Raw genomic sequence first — 20,221 nt, 5'->3', positions numbered from 1 at the left:
ACCATGGAGCCAGCATGAAAGCGACACAACAATTGCATGACCTCGGCCAGAGTCTGTGGCTGGACAACATCACCCGCACGATGCTGGACGACGGCACGCTGGCACGCTACATCGCCGATTACTCGGTCACCGGCCTCACCTCCAACCCCAGCATCTTCGAAGCGGCCATGGCCGAGGGCGACGCCTACGACGAGGGCATCAAGGCCAAGTCGCAGACCGGCCTTTCCGGCGAGGCGCTGTTCACCGAGCTGGCGCTGGAAGACCTGCGCCGCGCCGCCAAGCTGTTCAAGCCCATCTTCGACGCCACCGGCCAGGTCGACGGCTGGGTGTCGATGGAAGTCTCGCCGCTGCTGGCCGCCGACACCGCCGGCTCGCTGGAGGCCGCGCGCCTGATCCACGACCAGGGCAACTGCCCCAACCTGTTCGTGAAGATCCCCGGCACCCCCGAGGGCGTGCCGGCGATCGAGGAGGCGATCTTCGCCGGCATCCCGATCAACGTGACCCTGCTGTTCTCGCGCGAGCAGTACCTGGCGGTGGCCGAGGCGTACATGCGCGGCATCGAACGCCGCATCGAGGCCGGGCTGGATCCGAAGGTGGGCTCGGTGGCGTCGGTGTTCGTCAGCCGCTGGGACGTGGCCAGCAACAAGCAGCTGCCGCCGGAGCTGCACAACAAGCTGGGCATCGCCGTGATCCAGCAGACCTATCGCGCCTATCGCGAACTGCTGGCCTCGCCGCGCTGGCAGAAGCTGGCCGCCGCCGGCGCCCAGCCGCAGCGCCTCTTGGTGGCCAGCACCGGCACCAAGGATCCGAACGCCTCCGACACGCTGTACATCACCGCACTGGCAGCGCCGGACACCATCGACACCATGCCGGAGAAAACCCTGCTGGCGCTGGCTGACCATGGCCAGCTCAACGGCGTGATGCCCGAGGACGGCGGCGACGCCGACGCCACCGTGGCCAAGATCACCGCCGCCGGCGTGGACATCGACGCGCTGGCGCTGAAACTGCAGCAGGACGGCGCGCAGGCCTTCGTGAAGTCGTGGCACCAGTTGCTGGGGCGCCTGTCGGACAAGGTGGGCAGCCTCGGCGCCGCCAAGGCATGAGCGCCGACCTCACCCGCAGCCCTGCCTGGCTGGCGCTGAAACAGCACGCGGCGCAGGTCGGCGGTCGCCACCTGCGCGAGCTGTTCGCCGCCGATCCCCAGCGCGGCGAGCAGCTGGTGATCGAGGGCGTGGGCCTGTACCTCGACTACGCCAAGCAACGCGTCAACGCCGACACCATGGACCTGCTGCGCCAGCTGGCCGAGGCCCGCGGCGTGCGCCAGCGCACCGCCGCGATGTTCGCCGGCGAGCGCATCAACACCACCGAAAACCGCGCCGTGCTGCACGTGGCCCTGCGCGCCCCGGCCGGCGAAAAGATCCTGTTCGACGGCCACGACGTGGTGGCCGACGTGCACGCCGTGCTGGAGCGCATGGCCGCGTTCAGCGAGCAGGTGCGCGACGGTAGCTGGCGCGGCCATACCGGCAAACGCATCCGCAACGTGGTCAGCATCGGCATCGGCGGCTCGGATCTCGGGCCGGTGATGGCGTACGAGGCGCTGCGCGACTTCAGCCAGCGCGACATGGTGTTCCGCTTCGTCTCCAACGTGGACGGCACCGATTTCGCCGAGGCCGTGCGCGACCTGGACGCGGCCGAGACGCTGTTCATCGTCTGCTCGAAAACCTTCACCACGCTGGAAACGCTCAGCAACGCCCAGGCCGCGCGGCAATGGGCGGTGCAGGCGCTGGGCGCCGAGGGTGCCAATGAAAATCAGGCGGTGGCGAAGCACTTCGTGGCCGTGTCCACCAACGCGAAGGAAGTGGCGAAGTTCGGCATCGACACCGCCAACATGTTCGGCTTCTGGGACTGGGTGGGCGGGCGCTACTCGATGGAGTCGGCGATCGGCCTGTCCACCATGCTGGCGATCGGGCCGACGCACTTCCGCGACATGCTGGCCGGCTTCCACGCGATGGACGTGCATTTCCGCGACACGCCGTTCGAACGCAACCTGCCGGTGACGATGGCCCTGCTGGGCATCTGGAACACCAACTTCCTGGGCGCGGCCACGGTGGCGGTGCTGCCCTACGAGCAGTACCTGAAGCGCTTCCCCGCCTATCTCCAGCAGCTGACGATGGAGAGCAACGGCAAGAGCGTCACTGTCGATGGCCAGACGGTGGACTACGCCACCGGCCCGATCTACTGGGGCGAGCCGGGCACCAACGGCCAGCACTCGTTCTACCAGCTGATCCACCAGGGCACGCGCCTGGTGCCGTGCGACTTCATCGGCTTCGGCAAGACGCGCAACCCCGTCGGCGACCAGCACGACCTGCTGATCGCCAACCTGATCGCCCAGGGCGAGGCGCTGGCGTTCGGCAAGAGCGCCGACGAGGTACGCGCCGAGGGCACCGCCGAGGCGCTTGTCGCGCATCGCACCTTCGACGGCAACCGCCCCAGCAGCACCTTGCTGGCGGCCGAGCTGACACCATTCGCGCTGGGTTCCCTGATCGCGCTGTACGAGCACAGCGTGTTCGTGCAGGGCGTGATCTGGGGCATCGACTCGTTCGACCAGTGGGGCGTGGAACTGGGCAAGCAACTGGCCAAGGCCACCATCGCCGAACTCACCGCAGCCCAGCTGCCGGCGTTGGCGCATGACAGCTCCACCAATGCGTTGATCCGGCGCTACCGGCAACTGCGCGAAGGCACGTCCGCCGGCAACGGCTGACACACGCGGTCAAAAGATGGCCGGCGTCGGCCAAGGATGGCCCGATGCCCAAAGCGTTGACCTCGGCACGTCGAGGATGCCCGTCCACCGCATACGTTCATCCTTGTCCGCAACCGGCCCGGCCGGTGCGCGTCAGGCTCCGCGTACGACAGCCGCGACCAAATCCCGCAACGGAGAGGGCACCGCAGCCTCAATGCCTACGCGGCGATCGCGGTATAACAAAGCTTCCCTCCCAAGCTTTTCAAGGACGTTGAGCCATGACCCAGACCATCAATCCCGTCAAGCTCAAGGCCGCCGCCGAGCATCTCGAGTGGGTGTTGCAGCAGTACCCCGAGAGCGAGGAGGTGCAGGGTCTCCTGCTTTCGCTGGCGCCGCTGATCGAGGATGCCAAGGCGGGCAGAGTATTGGAGCCCACCTCCAGAAAAACTGTCCCTGGCGCCTACAACTTTGGCGATGGGATCTATACGCCATACAAAAACCCAAGTGTCGGCGCGGCGTACGCTGCTTTCGTCGTCGAGATGGAAGGCGGGCTGACCGAGCAAGACAAACAACGTCTTGCTCGTATGGAAGCCTTGCGGGCGGCCAACGAGGCGGGCACGAAATCATGAGCCAGGATCTGGCTTCTGAAGAACTGAAGCGGCACTACGCCACGGAGATCGCCAAAGGCACCACGTTCGAAACGCATGGGGTATCTGTCCAGGCCGCGAAAGCGTACCTCGACACTCCCGAAGGGACGCTCTATTGGCAGAGACTCGCCGAATCCGACAGGGAAGCTACAGCGTTCGAAATTGACGCTCGTGCCATAGAACAAATCACCTCTGGCAGGGATCTCCCACGCATGGCAATCGTGGATGAACCGCTGATCAAACTTACACGTCTGGATGGTGAGGTCTCGCCACACTCGTCTTATCTCGCGAGGGAGTCCGTGATAGACGAAGCACTGGCGTCCGGCCGAAGCCTCCACGATTATTTCGGTCTGCCCGCCAAGAGCGAGGCATTGCGTTATCGCATGGACGAAGTTCGCCCATTGGCGCCGACGGAGGTTTTCATAAGCCAGGTCGCGCCCACGTCCGAACTCGGCGGCCAGCTCACGCGTGCCGGTGGTGGCGAACAATACCTGGTACCCAACCGCAAACTGTTTACCGCGCCTGTCCATATCCGCGACATAGACAACACGCTCCAGATCGCCGCCGTAGTAGAACGCGGTAACCTTGCGCCGGGCCTCGTCCGTGGTGCCACGGCCTTGGGCGCCGCTGCCGTGGTCTACGACGCCACCACCACCGCATCGCGCACCGCTGACTTGCGCTCGCATGGCAACCACGTGGGCGCGGAATCGGAAGTCATGCATTTCGGCGGGCGCAACCTTGGTGCGCTGGGTGGTGCGGTGTTGGGTGCGCAAGTGTTGGGAACGGCTGGCATCGAGTCCGGGCCGATGGATGTGCTGGTGGCGGGCGCCGGTGCCATCGGCGGCGCGATCGGCGGCGAGAAGCTGGTCGATATGTACGACCGGCATCGCATCTATCGGCAGACCGATCCGCAGAACGTGGCCTGGACCTACGATCCGGCCCGGCCGCAAGAGGGCTGGACACGCCAGGTGCCCACCGCCGAGCCAAGCAACATGCCGACCTCGCTGCTGGGCTACGGCGCGCTGCCGGTGCCGGTGATGCGTACGATCCGCCCCGATCCTGCCTTGGCCGACCGCCTGAGCTTTCAGGCCAGCAACGTGGCGGTGGAGCTGGCCCTGGCGCATCCACCCCGGCCGCGCGATCCGTACACGCAGCCAGCGGCACCGCAGGACACGCCCAGCCACGTCGCCGCGCCATGGAAGCGCGACGCGCAGACGCAGCAATGGTCGCGCGTGGTCACCGATCGGATGCTGGAGCATGGCATGGCCGCGACGCACATCGAGCACGCCAGCGCGGCGCGTGCCGCGCAGCTCGACGCGGCCGCGCGGCAGACCATCGAGGCCAACCTGGCCGGTTCCCGCCGACACATCGCCGAACGGTATCGGGCCGCATACGACCAACGGGGCTGGGCGCAGTACGGCGATCTACCCGCAGCCGTCTCCCACGCCCTGCACGAGCCGCCGGACACGCGGCGGGCATCGGACGGCCACACCTACACCCGCAGCACGGATGGCCAGTGGAACACGCACGGCCTGATCGGGGGCACCCACGCGGCCGAAGGCAATCTGCGCCGCGAGCTTGATGCCACCCGGCGCGTTGCGCAACGCGAACGAGAACCCGCTCAGGCCTCCGACGGGATGCAGGCGTTGCGCCCTTTCAGCCACCCGGACCACCCGCAACATGCGCTGTTCAACAAGCTGCACGGGATGTTTCCTGCGGGCACGTCCGACGAGCGGCTGCATCAGGCCACGGCGGCCTGTTACAAGGCGGGCATCCGGCAGCCGGAGCATCTTTCGGCGATGGGGACCAGCGATGGCGCCATCCACTTCGGTTCGACCCAACTGGGCGGCGGATACGGCCGGATGGATATCACCAACCCGCCACCGACCATCGCCCAGACCATGCAGGACGTGCAGCAATACGATCGGCAGCAGGTGCAGTGGATGGGGCAGATGCAAGCGCAGCAGGCGCAGCGATGCCAGCAGGCGCCGCAAGGGCCCGTGCCAGGCGGATGATGGACAGGAAGCATCGCGCCGCGACGCGTTTTTCGGCGGCCAATCGCGTCGCGGCGCCCAGGTGAATCCCGCGTCACCGGCCAACGCCCGCCCGCGTCTTTCTTTTTTTTTCGCGCCGCAGGGATCACGCTTGCCGTCTTGAAGCAGGTCCCGGGCATCGCGTCCGGCCGAGAAAGTCACCGCAAGGTTTTCGAAAATCCATGAGCCAGAAGATCAGCCCACTCGCCGGCAAGCCGGCGCCAGCCTCGATACTCGTCGATGTCCCCAAGCTGCTGGACGCGTACGCCACGCTGCGACCCGATCCGTCGGTGCCCGCCCAGCGCGTGGCGTTCGGCACCTCCGGCCATCGCGGCAGCTCGTTCGAGCGCAGTTTCAACGAGTGGCACATCCTGGCGATCAGCCAGGCCATCTGCGAGTACCGGAAAGCCAAGGGCATCGACGGCCCGCTGTTCATCGGCGCCGACACCCACGCGCTGTCGCAGCCGGCGTTCGAAAGCGCGCTGGAGGTGCTGGCCGCCAACGGCGTGGAGACGATGACCTCCACGGGCGGCGAGTTCACGCCCACGCCGGCGGTCTCGCACGCGATCCTGGTCTACAACCGCGGTCGTACGTCGGGCCTGGCGGACGGCATCGTGATCACGCCCTCGCACAACCCGCCCGACAACGGCGGCTTCAAGTACAACCCCAGCAACGGCGGCCCGGCCGACACCGACATCACCAAGTGGGTGGAGAACCGCGCCAACGCGCTGCTGCAGGACGGCCTGCGCGGGGTGAAGCGGATGCCGCTGGCGCAGGCGCGCAAGGCCCCCACCACCCACGAGCACGATTTTCTCGGCCATTACGTGGCCGACCTGGCCAACGTGATCGACTTCGACGCGATCCGCGGTGCCGGCATCCACATGGGCGTGGATCCGCTGGGCGGCGCCGGCGTGCATTACTGGGGCCCGATCGCCGAGCGTTACGGCATCGACCTCACCGTGGTCAGCGACGTGGTCGATCCGCAGTTCGCCTTCATGAGCGTGGACTGGGACGGCAAGATCCGCATGGATCCGTCGTCGAAGTACGCGATGCAGCGGCTGATCGGCCTGAAGGACCGCTACGACGTGGCGTTCGCCTGCGACACCGATCACGACCGCCACGGCATCGTCACCCGCTCCAGCGGATTATTGGAACCCAATCATTACCTGTCGGTGCTGATCGACTACCTGTTCCGCCACCGGCCGCAGTGGAACGCGCAGGCCGCGGTGGGCAAGACGGTGGTCAGCACCGCGCTGATCGACCGCGTGGCCAAGCGGCTGGGTCGCCAGCTTTACGAGGTCCCGGTGGGCTTCAAGTGGTTTGCGCCGGGCCTGTTCGACGGCTCGCTGGGCTTTGGCTGCGAGGAAAGCGCCGGCGCCTCGCTGCTGCGCCGCGACGGCACGGCCTGGGTCACCGACAAGGATGGCCTGGTGCCCGCGCTGCTGTCGGCCGAGATCACCGCCCGCGAGGGCAAGGACCCGGGCGAGCTTTACGCACGACTCACCGACGAGCTCGGCAAGCCGTTCGCCAACCGCGTCGAGGCGGCGGCCACGCCGGCGCAGAAGGCGAAGCTGGCGAAGCTGTCGCCCGACCAGTTGAAGACCGACCAGCTGGCCGGCGAGAAGATCGAGCAGGTGCTGGACCGCGCGCCCGGCAACGGCGCGGCCATCGGCGGCATCAAGGCCGTGGCCGCCACCGGCTGGTTCGCGGCGCGGCCCTCCGGCACCGAGGCGATCTACAAGATCTACGCGGAAAGCTTCAGGGACGAGGCGCATCTGCAGGCGCTGCTGACGGAGGCGCAAAACATCGTCGACAGTGCATTGGTGTAGGAGCGCACCCTGTGCGCGATAGCTCTTCATCATTCCGCCAAGAGCATCGCGCACAGGGTGCGCTCCTACAGAGCCCATTCACCTCTGGAGAAACGCCCATGTCCCACGACCTCGACCAGCAATGCATCGACATGATCCGCTTCCTGTCGGTGGACATGGTGCAGCACGCCAACAGTGGCCACCCCGGCCTGCCGCTGGGCGCGGCGCCGATGGCCTACGTGCTGTGGACGCGGCACATGAAGTACAACCCGGCCAACCCGCAGTGGACCGACCGCGACCGCTTCGTGCTCTCCGCCGGGCACGGCTCGGCCCTGCTCTACAGCCTGCTGTTCGCCACCGGCTATGACGTGTCGCTGGACGACATCAGGCACTTCCGCCAGTGGGGCAGCAAGACGGCCGGCCACCCCGAGTACGGCCACGCGCCCGGCGTGGAAGTCACCACCGGCCCGCTGGGCCAGGGCCTGGCGAACGCGGTGGGCATGGCCATCGGCGAGGCGCAACTGGCGGCCAGCACCAACCGCGACGGGCACACGGTGATCGACCACCGCACCTGGGCCATCGTCAGCGACGGCGACCTGATGGAAGGCGTGGCCAGCGAGGCCGCGTCCCTGGCCGGCCACCTGAAGCTGGGTAAGCTGGTGTGCCTGTACGACGACAACTACGTGACGCTGTCCGCCGGCACCGACATGACGTTTTCCGAGGATCGCGCCAAGCGCTTCGAGGCCTACGGCTGGCAGACCCTCACCGTGCCCGACGGCAACGACGTGGCCGCCATCGACAACGCGCTGAAGGCGGCCTGCGCCGACACCGAACGGCCCACGCTGATCCTGGTGCGCACCCACATCGGTTTCGGCTCGCCCGAGCAGGACAGCTACAAGGCGCACGGCTCGCCGCTGGGCGAGGAGAACGTGGCCAGGACCAAGCAGAACCTGGGCTGGCCCACCGAGCCCGACTTCCTGGTGCCCGAGGCCGCGCTGGCGCACATGCGCCAGGCGGTGGAGCGTGGCGCCAAAGAGGAGGCTGGCTGGCGCAGCCGTATGGACGGCTATTCGAAAGCCTTCCCCGACGAGGCGAAAGCACTCGATCGCCGCCTGCGCGCCGAACTGGCGCCGGGCTGGGACGCCGACATCCCCACCTTCCCCGCCGACGCCAAGGGCATGGCCACCCGCGTAGCCGGCGGCAAGATCATGAACGCGTTCGCGGCCAGGGTGCCGGCGCTGTGCGGCGGCTCGGCCGATCTGGACCCGTCCACCCATACCGCGCTCAAGGGCCTGGGCGATTTCAACCCCGCGATGACGCCGGGCGAGGATGCCGAAGGCTCCGACGGCGGCGGCTGGAGCCGGGCCGGGCGCAACTTCCACTACGGCGTGCGCGAGCATGCGATGGCGGCGATCAGCAACGGCCTGGCCGCGCACGGCGGCTTCATTCCGTTCGACGCCACCTTCCTGATCTTCTCCGACTACATGCGCCCGGCGATCCGCCTGGCCGCGCTGATGAAGTTGCATGTGGTGCACGTGTTCACCCACGACAGCGTGGCGCTGGGCGAGGATGGCCCCACCCACCAGCCGGTGGAGCAGCTGGCCAGCCTGCGCGCCATCCCCAACCTCACCGTGATCCGCCCGGCCGATGCCAACGAAACCGCGGTGGCGTGGAAAGTGGCGGTGGAAACCCGCAACGCCCCCGTGCTGCTGGCGCTGACGCGGCAGAACGTGCCCACGCTGGATCGCCAGCGCTACGCCAGCGCCGACGGCCTGCGCCAGGGCGCCTACGTGCTGAGCGACGCGAAGGATGGCAAGCCCGCGCTGATCCTGATCGGCACCGGCTCCGAGGTGGGCTTGATCCTGCAGGCCGCCGAACAATTGCAGGCCGACGGCATCGCCGTGCGCTGCGTGTCGATGCCCAGCTGGGAGCTGTTCGACGCGCAGCCGCAAGACTATCGCGACGCCGTATTGCCGCCGGACGTGCCGGCGCGGCTGGCGGTGGAGCTGGGCTCGCCGCAGGGCTGGCACCGTTACGTGGGCAACCGCGGCGACGTGCTGGGCATCGACCACTTCGGCGCGTCCGCGCCAGCCGACGTGCTGCTGCGCGAGTTTGGCTTTACCGTGGACAACGTGGTGGCAAAGGCAAAGGCGTTGCTGGGAAAGTGATGCACTCGCACAACGCCGCGCCTGGACGCAGGTCTGTGCCGTAATCCCCTCTCCCCTGCGGGGAGAGGGCAGGGAGAGGGGGACACGCCGCGGGGAACCTTCAACGAAGCGAAGCACGCCGCGGGGAAACCCCAACAGAGCCACCCACGACGCCGGAGAGCTTCGCCTCAGCTCCCCCGCAAGCACCGGCCCCTCTCCTGTGTCCTCTCCCCAATGGGGAGAGGAGGTCACGGTACCTCCGGGCTTTTCCGCTTCTTGACGCCCGCGCATTCACAACCGCATCAAACGACGTCTGCTTTCATGCGTGGTGGCATTCATCGGAGGATCCCATGACCCACGCCTTCAAAGTCGGCGACCACGTGCGCTGGAATTCCGAGGCCGGCCACGTCAGCGGCACGATCACCAAGGTGCACACGCGCGACACCGAGTACAAAGGCCACATGCGTCGCTGCAGCGAGGACGATCCGCAGTACGAGATCAAGAGCGACAAGACCGATCACGTGGCGATGCACAAGGGCGCCGCGTTGCACAAGATCGACTGAGCATGGTCAAGCCTGCCACCGTGTGGACCATCGGCCACTCCACCCGCACGCTGGAAGAATTCATCGGCCTCTTGCGCACCTACCGGGTCGAGGCGATCGCGGACGTGCGGCGCTTCCCCGGTTCGCGCCGCTACCCGTATTTCGCCAGCGAGGCGCTGGCCGAATCGCTGCCCGCCCACGACCTCGGCTACCAGTGGATACCCAGGCTGGGCGGCCGCCGCAAGGTGCAGCCGGGCTCGCCCAACACGGCCTGGCACAACGCCTCGTTCCAGGGCTATGCCGACTACATCGCCACCGATGAATTTGCCGAAGGGTTGGACGCGCTGCTTGCGCTGGCCGCGCAACGACGCACGGCGATGATGTGCGCCGAGGCGGTGTGGTGGCGCTGCCACCGTTCGCTGGTGTCCGACGTGCTCAAGCTGCGCGGCATCGAGGTCGTCCACATCATGGATGCCAGCCACAGCACGGAGCATCCCTACACTTCGCCGGCGCGCATCGTGGATGGAAAGTTGAGCTACGCGCCAGCGCAGGCGGATCTGCTGTAGACACCGTCTTGATCCCCGCTACGCAAGCGCACAATGGCCAGACGCATGCGAGGTCGAATCAGAGTGATGTCGGGCATGGTTTGCGTCGAAAGGGGTGTCCGTGTGGATGACGCCCCAAGCGAGGTGCAGAAGCTTCCGCATGGCGGCGCAGACGGTCACGATGGGGAGCTTTCCGCGGGCGAGCAGGCGCTCGCAGAAGGCACGGACAATAGGGTTGTGGTTCTTGGCCGAGACGGCGGGCATATAGAGCTTGGCACGCAGGCCTGGGGCGCCGGTTTTGGATATCCGGACCTGCCCTTTCAGCGTGCCCGACTCACGTAGCGCCGGGTTGAGGCCAGCGAAGGCCACCAGCTTGCCCGGCGCGTCGAAGCGGCGCAGATCGCCCAGCGCGGCCAGCAGGGAGGCCGAGGTGGTCTTGGCGATGCCGGGAATGGACGCTATCAGCGTTGCATCGTGACGCAGGCCGGGGTCCTGGTCGATGTGCTTGTCGATCCGTCGTTCCAGCGCCTTGATCTGCTGGCGCAACGTTTTGAGCGAGGTTTCCACCGAGTCGCGTACGGCGTCGTTGGCAACGTCGAGCCGGTTCGCTTCCATCCGCTCCATGCCCTTGAGGTCGTCCAGGCGCTCGACCTGCGCACGCAAGATCCGTTGGCCTGGTGTTGGCGGGGTCCACGGCGACATCGGCTTGGGACCGGCCTGTTGGCTGGTGGCGAACTGCGCAATGAGTTTGGCGTCCGTGCGGTCGGTCTTGGTCCGCGTCAGCTGGCTCTTGCCGAAGTATTTCACTTGCGCCGGATTGGCCACGTAGACCGTCTTGCCCTGCTGTACCAGGAAGCTGGCCAGCGCCTCATGGTAGATCCCGGTCGCTTCCATGCACACCGCCGCTTCGGGCGCATGCTTGTCCAGCCAGATCATCAACTCCTTGAAGCCTTCTTCCCGATTGGCCACCTTGGCGCGTGTCTGGAATTTGCCCGCCTTGGCCAGCCCGACAGCCACATCAAACGTGGCCTTGGCCACATCCACTCCCACAACCATTGTCACCGCATCACCTCGCATCGTTCGTTTCGATCACCCTGCTCATCCAGCTGATCCTTAGGTGTGCAGGCTCACGCCAGCGGCGGGCCGAGGGTACCGTTCAAGCTTGCGGACGAGCGAAATTGGAACCGGGGTGCGTATCTACGTCACGGGCTCGAAGCCAAAGGAGCGCATCGGCATCACCCGGTTTCCCGATGATCAGTCGGGATGCTCGACCTTGACCGGTCTAACATCAAGACCTAAGGAGCGCACCCTGTGCGCGATGTTTCGTTGCAGGGCGAAAAGCCATCGCGCACAGGGTGCGCTCCTACACGCCAATCATTCCTTCTTGATCGCGTGCCCGCCGAATTCGTTGCGCATCGAGGCCAGCAGCTTGTCGGTGAACGACTCGGTGTCGCGCGAGCGCAGGCGGGCGATCAGCGACAAGGTGATCACCGGCGCGGGCACGTTGAGCTGGATCGCCTCGTCCACCGTCCAGCGGCCTTCGCCGGAATCGGCCACGTAGGGCGCGATGCCTTCCATCTTGGGGTTCTTGGTCAGCGCGTCGGTGGTGAGGTCCAGGAGCCAGGAGCGCACCACGCTGCCCTCGCGCCAGATCTGGCCGATCTGCGCCAGGTCCAGGCCAAACTCCTGCTTGTGCTCCAGGATGGAAAAGCCTTCGGCGTAGGCCTGCATCATCCCGTACTCGATGCCGTTGTGGACCATCTTGGTGAAGTGACCCGAACCGACCGGGCCCACGCGGCCCCAGCCGGCATCCTTGCCCGGCGCCAGCGTCTCGAAGATCGGCTGCAGGCGTTTCACCACCGCCTCGTCGCCGCCGATCATCATGCTGTAGCCCTCGGCCAGGCCCCACACGCCGCCGCTGGTGCCGCAATCGACGTAGTGAAGCTGGTGCTCCCGGTACAGCGCGGCGCGGCGCAGGGTGTCGTTGTAATTGGAATTGCCGCCGTCGATCACGGTGTCGCCGGGGGACAGCAGCGACAGCAGCGTGTTGACAGTGTCATCGGTGATCGAGCCGGCCGGCACCATCAGCCACACCACGCGCGGCGCGGGCAGCGCCTGCACCAGTGCCTGCAGCGAGTCGGCGCTGGCCGCGCCCTTGCCTTCCAGCGCCTTGCGCGCCTCGGCGTTCGGGTCGAAGCCGGTGACGCTGTGGCCGCCACGCAGCAACCGTTCGGCCATGTTCGCGCCCATGCGCCCCAAACCCACCATGCCAAGTTCCATTGCACTACTCCGTTACAGAAAGCGAAAAAGAAGGCGCGCCCTGCGGCCGCGCCAGGAAAGCATTATCGCGGATGCCCGTCGGCACCCAGCCAGCCGCCGCTGAAACCGGCGCGGCGCAGGCCATCGACGATGTAGCGGCAGCCATGCATCAGCTGCCACGGCAGGCCGGTGCGGTGATTTTCCACCATCAGCAGGATCGGCCCCAGGTTCAAGCCGAAGAAGTACGGCGACACCCAGCCGTCCGGCGCGGTGCCGGGCGCGTCGACGTAGCTCTGGTTGAAGCTGGCCTTGAAGCCGTAGGGATGGTGGTCATGCAGCTGCAGCGTGTGGATGAAATGGTGCACCGTGGGCAGCACGATCTCCGGCGCGAACGGCAGCGAGGCCACCACTGCCCACGGCGCCAGCGTGCCGTCGTCGATGCCGAACGGCGCGCCACGGCCCTGGTAGTCGTAGAAGGTGCGTTCGACGCCATCGACCTTCAAGGTGGCCGGCCCCGGCCCGTCGCTGGCGGTGATGCCCCAGCAGTTGGCGCCGTAGCCCTTGAAGCCCAGCGGGTTGTCGAGGGCATACCGTTGCTGCACCTGCGTGGCGCGGCGGCTGTTCTCGAAATAGTCGATGCCCTTGCCGCGCATGAACGCGTCCTGGATGCCGCGGAAATCGATCCACGCGTGCGACAGCTGGTGGATGAACAGCGGCCCTGCGTAGAGGTAGTCGAGGTCGTAGCAATGCTTCCATTCGTAGCTGCGCGTCCAGGCCTCGTACGCGCTGGGCGGCAGGGCGTGGGTGGGCGAGCCCAGCGCCAGCACGTAAAGCAGCAGGGCCTCGTCGTAGCCGTGCCAGCAATGCGGGATGAAGCCGCTCTCCGGCCGCCAGCCATGCACGACGGTGCCGTCGGCGGCCTGCGCCCAGGTCCAGTCGGCGCGTTCGTACAGGGCGCGCGCGATGTCGCGGATTTCTTTCTGCTCGGCGGTGTCGTCGCTGAAGTATTCGGCCGCGGTCAGCATGCCGGCGAACAGGAACGCGCTGTCCACCGTGGAAAGCTCGCATTGCCAGGCGCGCCGGCCCGTCTGCATGTGCAGGAAGTGGTAGTAGAAGCCGCGGCAGCCGGTGGCGTCCGGCTGCGGCCCATGCGGGCTGTCGCGAAAGAAGCGCAGCGTGGTCAGCACGCGTTTCAGCGCGGCGGCATGGCTGATCAGTCCGCGCTCCACCGCCACCGGATACGCGCTGAGCGCCAGCCCGGTGGCGGCGATGCTGCACGGCCAGTCCGGCGCGGTCTTGTCCGACACCAGTCCGTTGGCGGGGTTGGTCTCGTACTGGAAATACGCAAACGCCTTGCTCTGCAGCCGCTGCAACAACGGATCGGACTGGAGCGGATGGCTGAACGGGGACGAACGCATGGATCGGGGAAAGGCCTGTCTCGCTGCAGGAGGTCGGCGCGGAGCGCTGGCCGACGGGCACGGCATGGTACCCCCGACCGGGATGAAACGCAGGTTGACGGGAGTGGACCGGGAAGAGGCGCCGGGGCTTGCGGGGAAGCCCGTGGCTTCGCCACAGCGGCTCCGTTTTGAGCTTTTCCGCGGCGTGCCCCCTCTCCCTGCCCTCTCCCCGCAGGGGAGAGGGGATTACGGTTCTTTTGCGGCGCTGGGGTTTGGCGTGGCGGCTCGCTGGATGGGTCGTGTTGAGCGAAGAAGCCCGATAGTGACCCTCCTCTCCCCTTTGGGGAGAGGACTGAGGAGAGGGGCCGGGGCTGGCGGGGAAGCCCGTGGCTTCGGCAACAGCGGCTTCGCTTTGAACTTTCCCGCGGCGTGTCCCCTCTCCCTGCCCTCTCCCCGCAGGGGAGAGGGGATTACGGTTCCTTTGCGGCGCTGAGGTTTGGCGTGGCGGCGTTGCCGGGTTGGTGGCGACGAGCGAAGAAGCCCGGTAGTGACCCTCCTCTCCCCTTTGGGGAGAGGACTGAGGAGAGGGGTCGGGGCTGGCGAGGAAGCCCGTGGCTTCGGCAACAGCGGCTCCGCTTGAACTTTCCCGCGGCGTGCCCCCTCTCCCTGCCCTCTCCCCGCAGGGGAGAGGGGATTACGGTTTTTTTGCGGCGCTGGGGTTTGGCGTGGCGGCTGCCAAAGGAGCGGGCTTACGGAGCCTTGCGCGTGCGCGAGGTGCCCAGTTTGCGGGTCAGCGTGTTGCGGCCAACGCCCAGGGCGGCGGCGGCGTTCTGGCGGTGGCCGTCGCAGGCTTGCAGGGCGGCCTGCAGCAAGGTCTGGTCGAGTGCCTCGCGGGCGCGGGCGTGGATTTCGACTTCGCCGGCGGCCAGGGCTTCGGTGGCCCAGTCGCGCAAGGCGTCGGTCCAGTCGCCGCCGCTGGGGGCGCCGCGCATGCCGTCCAGGTCGGTGGGCAGGATTTCGCTGCCGGGCGCGATCACGGCGAGCCGTCGGCACAGGTTTTCCAGCTCGCGCACGTTGCCGGGGAAATCGCGTTGTGCGATCAACTTCAACGCGGCTTTCGAGAACCGTTTCGGCGGCAGCTTCAGGTCCTGCGCCATCGCCGCCAGGAAATGCCGCGCCAGCAACGGGATGTCGCCGCGCCGGTTGCGCAGCGCAGGCAGTTCGATGCGCACCACGTCCAGCCGGTGCATCAGGTCGGCGCGAAACAGGCCCGCGGCCACGCGCGCGGACAGGTCCTGGTGGGTGGCCGCCACGATGCGCACGTCGCCGCGGATCAGCTCGCGCCCGCCCACGCGGTAGAACTCGCCGCCGGCCAGCACGCGCAGCAGGCGCGTCTGCAGCGCCAGCGGCATGTCGCCGATCTCGTCCAGGAACAGCGTACCGCCCTCGGCCTGCTCGAAGCGCCCGGCCACGCGGCGCAGCGCGCCGGTGAAGGCACCGGCTTCGTGGCCGAACAGTTCGCTCTCCAAAAGCTCGCTGGGAATGGCGGCGGTGTTGAGCGCCACGAAGGGTTTCTGCCGGCGCGCGCTTTCCTCGTGCAGCGCGCGCGCCACCAGTTCCTTGCCGGTGCCGGTCTCGCCGGTGATCAGCACGTTGAGGTCGCTGGCGGCCACGCGGCCGATCAGCCGGAACACTTCGCGCATCGGCGCGCTTTCGCCCAGCAGGGCATGGGTCGGCGCGAGCGTTTCGGCGACCGGTTCGGCCGGCGTGGCCGCGCTGGCCAGCGCGCGTTGCACCACCGCCACGGCGTGGTCGAGGTCGAACGGCTTGGCCAGGTAATCCACCGCGCCGGCCCGGTAGGCGGCGGCGGCGGTGGCCACGTCGGTGAAGGCGCTCATCACGATCACTGGCCCCACGCCCATCTGCTGCAGCTCGCGCAGCAGGCTCAGGCCATCCTCGCCGGGCATGCGCACGTCGGTCAGCAGCAGCGCGGGCCGGGCGTCGCGCAGCGCCGTGCGGACGGTGTCCACCTCGCCGAACTCGCGCACCGCCAGGCCGGCGTCGCGCAGCACCTCGGCCAGCACGAAACGCACGCCGCGGTCGTCGTCGACGATCCAGATTTCATCAGTCATGGTGGTGCTTCGCTGTCTTTTGCTCCTCCCCCTGCGCGCAGGGGGAGGTTGGGAGGGGGTTGCTCGGGCAGACGAGAAAGATCAAGAGCGAACCCCTCCCCAGCCCTCCCCTGCAAGCAGGGGAGGGAGCGGTGCGCGGCAGGTCGGGGAGTCAGTCATGACCGGGCTCCAGTGGCAGGTACAGCGAGAACACGGTGTCGCCGGCGCGGCTGGCGTAGCGCAATTCGCCGCCATGCTCGTGGGCGATTTCGCGCGACAACGCCAGGCCCAGGCCGGTGCCGTCGACGCGGCCGGATACCAGCGGTTCGAACAAGGTATCGCGCAGCGCCGCGGGTACGCCGGGGCCGTCGTCGGCCACGTCCACGCGCAGCGCCATCCGTGCCACGCCCTCGCCCAGGCGCAAGCCGTATTCGGCGCGGGTGCGCAAGGTGAGCGTGCGCGCGCCGGCTTCCAGCGCGTTGCGGGCCAGGTTGAGCAAGGCTTGCTGCAGGCGGTCGGCGTCGCCGCGCAGGTCGGGCAGGCTGGGGTCGTAATCGAGCCGTAGCCGCGGCGGATGCGGCTCGGCCTGCAGCAGGTCGGCGACGCGCTGCAGCGGCTGGTGGATGTTCATCGGCGCCAGCTTCGGCGCGCCGTCGTTGTGCAGCAGGCGGCTGGCCAGCGCACCGAGGCGGTCGGCCTCGTCGATGATCAGGCCGGCCAGCGCCTGCAGGTCGTCGCCGACCACGCGCCGCTGCAGCAGTTGCGCCGCGCCGCGCAGGCCGGCCAGCGGGTTTTTCATTTCGTGGGCAAAGCCGCGCAAGGTGGCCGACAGCGGGGATTGGCCGGACGGCGATTCGGCCAGCGCATGCGCCTCCAGCAGCAGGCCACCGTCGAGCGGTTGCAGGGCGATATCCACCCGCGTCTGGCGCCCGCTCACGGCGGTCAGCATCACGCCGCGCAATTGCACCGGCCGCTGCTGCGCCAGGCTGCGCTGCGCCTGGCCGGTGGCTTCGCCGAGCAAGCCGGCCAGGGGTTGGCCGAGCGCGCTGCGCGGGCCCCACTCCAGCCATTCGGCCAGCGCCGGGTTGATCCACCGCAGGCGCATGTCGGTGTCGATCACGGCCAGCCCGGTCGCCATCTGCTCCACGCACGCCTGCCAGTCGAGCTCGCTCATTGCACCATTGTGGACTTTGTCTTGATTTGGTGCAATCCACCATCGACGGTGCGCGCGATCGCCGGTGTTTTTACCAGCCATTCACCGTGCTGCGGCCACTGTGTGGAGCTACGCTGCACGCCGGCGGGACACGCGCCACGGCGGATGCGGCGACCACCAGAGAGAGGGCATCGCCATGCATGAATCCATCCAGTTGGGCGATATGGTTTTCGTCTCCGACGGGGGCGAAGGGATCGGCTCGGTGCGGGAGATCCGGCCGCAGCCGCCGGAGCTGGTGATCTACATCGAGAACGCCGGCGATTTCGAGGTGCCGATGTCGGCGGTGCGCGGCGTGCACTCGGGCAAGGTGGTGCTGAACTGCGAGCGGCTGGAGCCGCGGCTGCGCGAAGCGACGCGGCATGTACGCGACGCGGCCGACCCGTCCTACCAGGCGCCCACCGGCGGGGCCGGCGAGGAGGAGTGATGACGGCGCCGAGGGCCCGCACATAGCATGATCAGCAAGGACGAAGCGCGGCTCAACCGCCATTTCCACCGCATGGAAGCCCAGTTGCCCAGCTGGATCGCGCGGCCGATACGCTGGCTGCGCGTGCCCTCGTCGCGCTGGATCAGGGTGCCGGTGGGCCTGTTCCTGATCGTCGGCGGCCTGCTCAGCGTCTTGCCCTTGCTGGGCCTGTGGATGCTGCCGCTGGGCCTGTTGCTGCTGGCCGAGGACCTGCCCTTCCTGCGTCGCCCGATGCTGCGCAGCCTGCTGTGGGTGGAGCGCCGCTGGCTGCGCTGGCGACGCTCGCGCCGGCGTCGCTGATCAGTCTGACTTGGCAGACGAAAACTCCGCCTTGCCGCCGGCGTCCAGCTCCGCGAACTCCGCATCGGTCAGCTCGATGCCGGCCGCCGCCACGTTCTGCTCCAGGTGGCTGACCTTCGAGGTGCCGGGAATCGGCAGCATCACCGTGCTGCGCCGCAGCAGCCAGGCCAGGGCGATCTGGCCCGGCGTGGCGCCATGCGCATTCGCGATGCGATCGAGCATGCCGCCGCTGCCGGCCAGGCTGCCGGCGGCCAGCGGATACCACGGGATGAAACCAATGCCGTGCTTTTCGCAATGCTCGAGCACGTCCTCGCTGCCGCGATCGACAAGGTTGTAGCGGTTCTGCACGGTGGCCACCGGGAACACGGCCGACGCGGCGACCACGTCATCCACCGACACCTCGCTCAAGCCCGCGTGGGCAATGATGCCCTCGTCCAGCAGCGCCTTGATCGCCCCGAACTGCTCGTCACGCGGCACCTTGTGATCGATGCGGTGCAGCTGCCACAGGCCGATCCGCTCCACGCCCAGCCAGCGCAGGCTTTTCAGTGCCTGTTGGCGCAGGTATTCGGGGCGACCCAGCGGCTGCCACTGGTCCGGGCCGCTGCGGGCCAGCCCGGCCTTGGTGGCCACCAGCATGCCGCGGTACGGATGCAGCGCCTCGCGGATCAGCCCCTCGGAAACATCTGGCCCATAGGAATCGGCGGTATCGATGAAATTGACGCCCAGCTCCGGCAGCCGCCGCAGCGTGCGCAGGCATTCGGCCCTGTCCGCCGGCGGCCCCCAGATGCCCTTGCCGGTAATGCGCATGGCACCAAAACCCAGGCGATGCACGGCGGTGTCACCACCGATCCTGAAGCTGCCCGATGCGGCGGCGTTTGCGTTGGTCATGGCGTCGTTCCTGCGGACTGAAGACAGCAACCGCCAAGATTACGCCGGCGACATGAAACGCGGGCGAAAGCGCATTACGCGCAACCCCACGAACGGGCTAACGCCAGCAGAAAAGTACAGCGCGGCAACGACCGGAACCCAGGCACGCCTTCCACACCTCCGGGGAGGATGTCGCAACGTTACGCGCCGGGCTTCTTCAAACGTTTCGGGCGCGGCGGTGGCAGATAATTTTCACCGGACACCACCTTTTTGCCCGTCTGGCTTTCCAGTTCCAATCGGGCGCGCTTCGCGATGCTGCCGCCGCTTTTCGCCGCGACCTTGTTCGCCGGCATGCCGACGGCGTGCGTCGTTTCGGCGATCTGCCGGGTGGACAGTTCGGCCAGCGCGGTAAAGATGAGCTCGGCCTCGGTCATATGGTCGCGCAGGTTCTGCGTCTTCAGCCCTTGAGTTGCTTGTGCTCCTTCACGCCAAGGCCGGTCCATTCCTCGTGGATCAGGTTGGTGAGAATGGCGAACTCCTGGCCGACCTTGATCTCGTGGCTGGCCCAGTAATCGGTCAGTTTGGCGCGGGTTTCCTGTCCCATCAGGCGCTGGTTGATCCATTTCTCGCTGCGACCGTGCTTCTGCCACGTTGCGCGGGCACGATCCAACGCCAGTGCCGGGTCGGCCAGCTCCTGCATGCGCTCGTAACCGACCTTGGCCAGCCACAACTTGATCGGTTCGGCTTTGGGGCTGGGCACCGATTGCACCAGGCGCAGGAGGGTTTCGGCGGTCGCCACGTCGGTGAGGCGTTGCTTTCCGTCACTGGCTGTCAATTTCAACCGGTTACAACTTGTAACCACTTCACTGCCTTCCTTGGCCAGCCGGTTCTTCAGTACTTTCCAATAGTTGCGTGCCGCCTGGTAATCCGGCTGCCGGGTCAGTACCTGCACGATGTCCACGACCGAAAACCACCAGGTTTCGCTGGCTTCGTCGTAGACACGGCGGATCGCATGGTCTTCGAACTGCGCGGGTGGTTGCTGCATGGCCGATTCCTTATGGACGTTGCTCCGCCACTGTACCCGGCCATCCTGGCGGCAGGTGTGAGGTATCAGCTCGTCTACAAGTCATCGGCGAACGCGGATTCCTC

The 20,221-nt window shown here is 67.4% G+C and carries 18 protein-coding genes; 10 read left to right on the top strand and 8 right to left on the bottom strand.

What is annotated here, in order from left to right; all coding sequences use genetic code 11:
* Positions 1 to 14 precede the first annotated feature (14 nt).
* The 8 genes from tal (at position 15) to ABD017_RS06320 (ending at position 10,483) form a co-directional block, all read left to right on the top strand.
* Positions 15 to 1,103: a transaldolase gene (gene tal, locus ABD017_RS06355; RefSeq protein ID WP_343881316.1), complete on the top strand. Its 1,089-nt coding sequence runs from the start codon at positions 15 to 17 to the stop codon at positions 1,101 to 1,103.
* Positions 1,100 to 2,761 (top strand): glucose-6-phosphate isomerase, encoded by a 1,662-nt coding sequence (pgi, locus tag ABD017_RS06350; protein ID WP_343881314.1) that lies wholly within the window; start codon positions 1,100 to 1,102, stop codon positions 2,759 to 2,761. Before tal ends, pgi begins: the two co-directional genes overlap by 4 nt.
* Positions 2,762 to 3,018: 257 nt before the next feature.
* Entirely contained in the window at positions 3,019 to 3,369 is a 351-nt protein-coding gene (locus ABD017_RS06345; protein WP_343881312.1) for a hypothetical protein, read from the top strand.
* Entirely contained in the window at positions 3,366 to 5,402 is a 2,037-nt protein-coding gene (locus ABD017_RS06340; protein WP_343881310.1) for a hypothetical protein, read from the top strand. Before ABD017_RS06345 ends, ABD017_RS06340 begins: the two co-directional genes overlap by 4 nt.
* 200 nt (positions 5,403 to 5,602) lie before the next feature.
* On the top strand, positions 5,603 to 7,249 hold the full coding sequence (pgm, locus tag ABD017_RS06335; RefSeq protein WP_343881308.1) for a phosphoglucomutase (alpha-D-glucose-1,6-bisphosphate-dependent): 1,647 nt from the start codon (positions 5,603 to 5,605) through the stop codon (positions 7,247 to 7,249).
* A 98-nt stretch (positions 7,250 to 7,347) separates the two neighbouring features.
* Positions 7,348 to 9,396 carry a transketolase gene (gene tkt / locus ABD017_RS06330; RefSeq protein ID WP_343881306.1) on the top strand — a complete coding sequence of 683 codons (2,049 nt, stop codon included), beginning with the start codon at positions 7,348 to 7,350 and terminating at the stop codon, positions 9,394 to 9,396.
* Positions 9,397 to 9,725: 329 nt separating this feature from the next.
* On the top strand, positions 9,726 to 9,938 hold the full coding sequence (locus ABD017_RS06325; protein ID WP_007081455.1) for a hypervirulence associated TUDOR domain-containing protein: 213 nt from the start codon (positions 9,726 to 9,728) through the stop codon (positions 9,936 to 9,938).
* Positions 9,939 to 9,940: 2 nt separating this feature from the next.
* Positions 9,941 to 10,483 (top strand): DUF488 domain-containing protein, encoded by a 543-nt coding sequence (locus ABD017_RS06320; RefSeq protein WP_343881302.1) that lies wholly within the window; start codon positions 9,941 to 9,943, stop codon positions 10,481 to 10,483.
* An 18-nt stretch (positions 10,484 to 10,501) separates the two neighbouring features.
* Here ABD017_RS06320 and ABD017_RS06315 read toward each other — a convergent pair whose 3' ends face one another.
* From ABD017_RS06315 to ABD017_RS06295, 5 genes are all read right to left on the bottom strand, one after another.
* Entirely contained in the window at positions 10,502 to 11,518 is a 1,017-nt protein-coding gene (locus ABD017_RS06315) for an IS110 family RNA-guided transposase (RefSeq protein ID WP_343882193.1), read from the bottom strand.
* A 318-nt stretch (positions 11,519 to 11,836) separates the two neighbouring features.
* A complete protein-coding gene (gene gnd, locus ABD017_RS06310; RefSeq protein WP_343881301.1) occupies positions 11,837 to 12,742 on the bottom strand; it encodes a phosphogluconate dehydrogenase (NAD(+)-dependent, decarboxylating) in 906 nt (301 codons plus the stop codon).
* A 62-nt stretch (positions 12,743 to 12,804) separates the two neighbouring features.
* Positions 12,805 to 14,139: a glucoamylase family protein gene (locus ABD017_RS06305; protein WP_343881299.1), complete on the bottom strand. Its 1,335-nt coding sequence runs from the start codon at positions 14,137 to 14,139 to the stop codon at positions 12,805 to 12,807.
* 728 nt (positions 14,140 to 14,867) lie between these two features.
* Positions 14,868 to 16,250 (bottom strand): nitrogen regulation protein NR(I), encoded by a 1,383-nt coding sequence (gene ntrC, locus ABD017_RS06300; RefSeq protein WP_343881297.1) that lies wholly within the window; start codon positions 16,248 to 16,250, stop codon positions 14,868 to 14,870.
* Positions 16,251 to 16,401: 151 nt separating this feature from the next.
* Positions 16,402 to 17,403 (bottom strand): two-component system sensor histidine kinase NtrB, encoded by a 1,002-nt coding sequence (locus ABD017_RS06295; protein ID WP_343881295.1) that lies wholly within the window; start codon positions 17,401 to 17,403, stop codon positions 16,402 to 16,404.
* 175 nt (positions 17,404 to 17,578) lie between these two features.
* On the opposite strand from ABD017_RS06295, the gene ABD017_RS06290 reads away from it, so the two are divergent.
* Both ABD017_RS06290 and ABD017_RS06285 read left to right on the top strand, forming a co-directional pair.
* On the top strand, positions 17,579 to 17,866 hold the full coding sequence (locus tag ABD017_RS06290; protein WP_343881293.1) for a hypothetical protein: 288 nt from the start codon (positions 17,579 to 17,581) through the stop codon (positions 17,864 to 17,866).
* 27 nt (positions 17,867 to 17,893) lie between these two features.
* Entirely contained in the window at positions 17,894 to 18,205 is a 312-nt protein-coding gene (locus tag ABD017_RS06285) for a hypothetical protein (protein ID WP_343881291.1), read from the top strand.
* Here the strand turns inward: ABD017_RS06285 and ABD017_RS06280 are convergent, their stop codons facing one another.
* From ABD017_RS06280 to ABD017_RS06270, 3 genes are all read right to left on the bottom strand, one after another.
* Positions 18,206 to 19,093, bottom strand: coding sequence for an aldo/keto reductase (locus ABD017_RS06280; RefSeq protein WP_343881289.1), 888 nt, complete (start codon positions 19,091 to 19,093; stop codon positions 18,206 to 18,208).
* 179 nt (positions 19,094 to 19,272) lie between these two features.
* Positions 19,273 to 19,506 (bottom strand): hypothetical protein, encoded by a 234-nt coding sequence (locus ABD017_RS06275; protein WP_343881287.1) that lies wholly within the window; start codon positions 19,504 to 19,506, stop codon positions 19,273 to 19,275.
* Between the two features lie 23 nt (positions 19,507 to 19,529).
* Positions 19,530 to 20,117, bottom strand: a complete 588-nt coding sequence (locus ABD017_RS06270; protein ID WP_343881285.1) for a BRO family protein — start codon at positions 20,115 to 20,117, stop codon at positions 19,530 to 19,532.
* Positions 20,118 to 20,221 lie beyond the last annotated feature (104 nt).

Origin of the sequence: Rhodanobacter caeni (assembly GCF_039523575.1) — a bacterium.
Lineage (GTDB): Bacteria > Pseudomonadota > Gammaproteobacteria > Xanthomonadales > Rhodanobacteraceae > Rhodanobacter > Rhodanobacter caeni.
The sequence above is the reverse complement of the archived record's forward strand: the minus strand, read 5'-3'. Positions and strand labels throughout refer to the sequence as shown.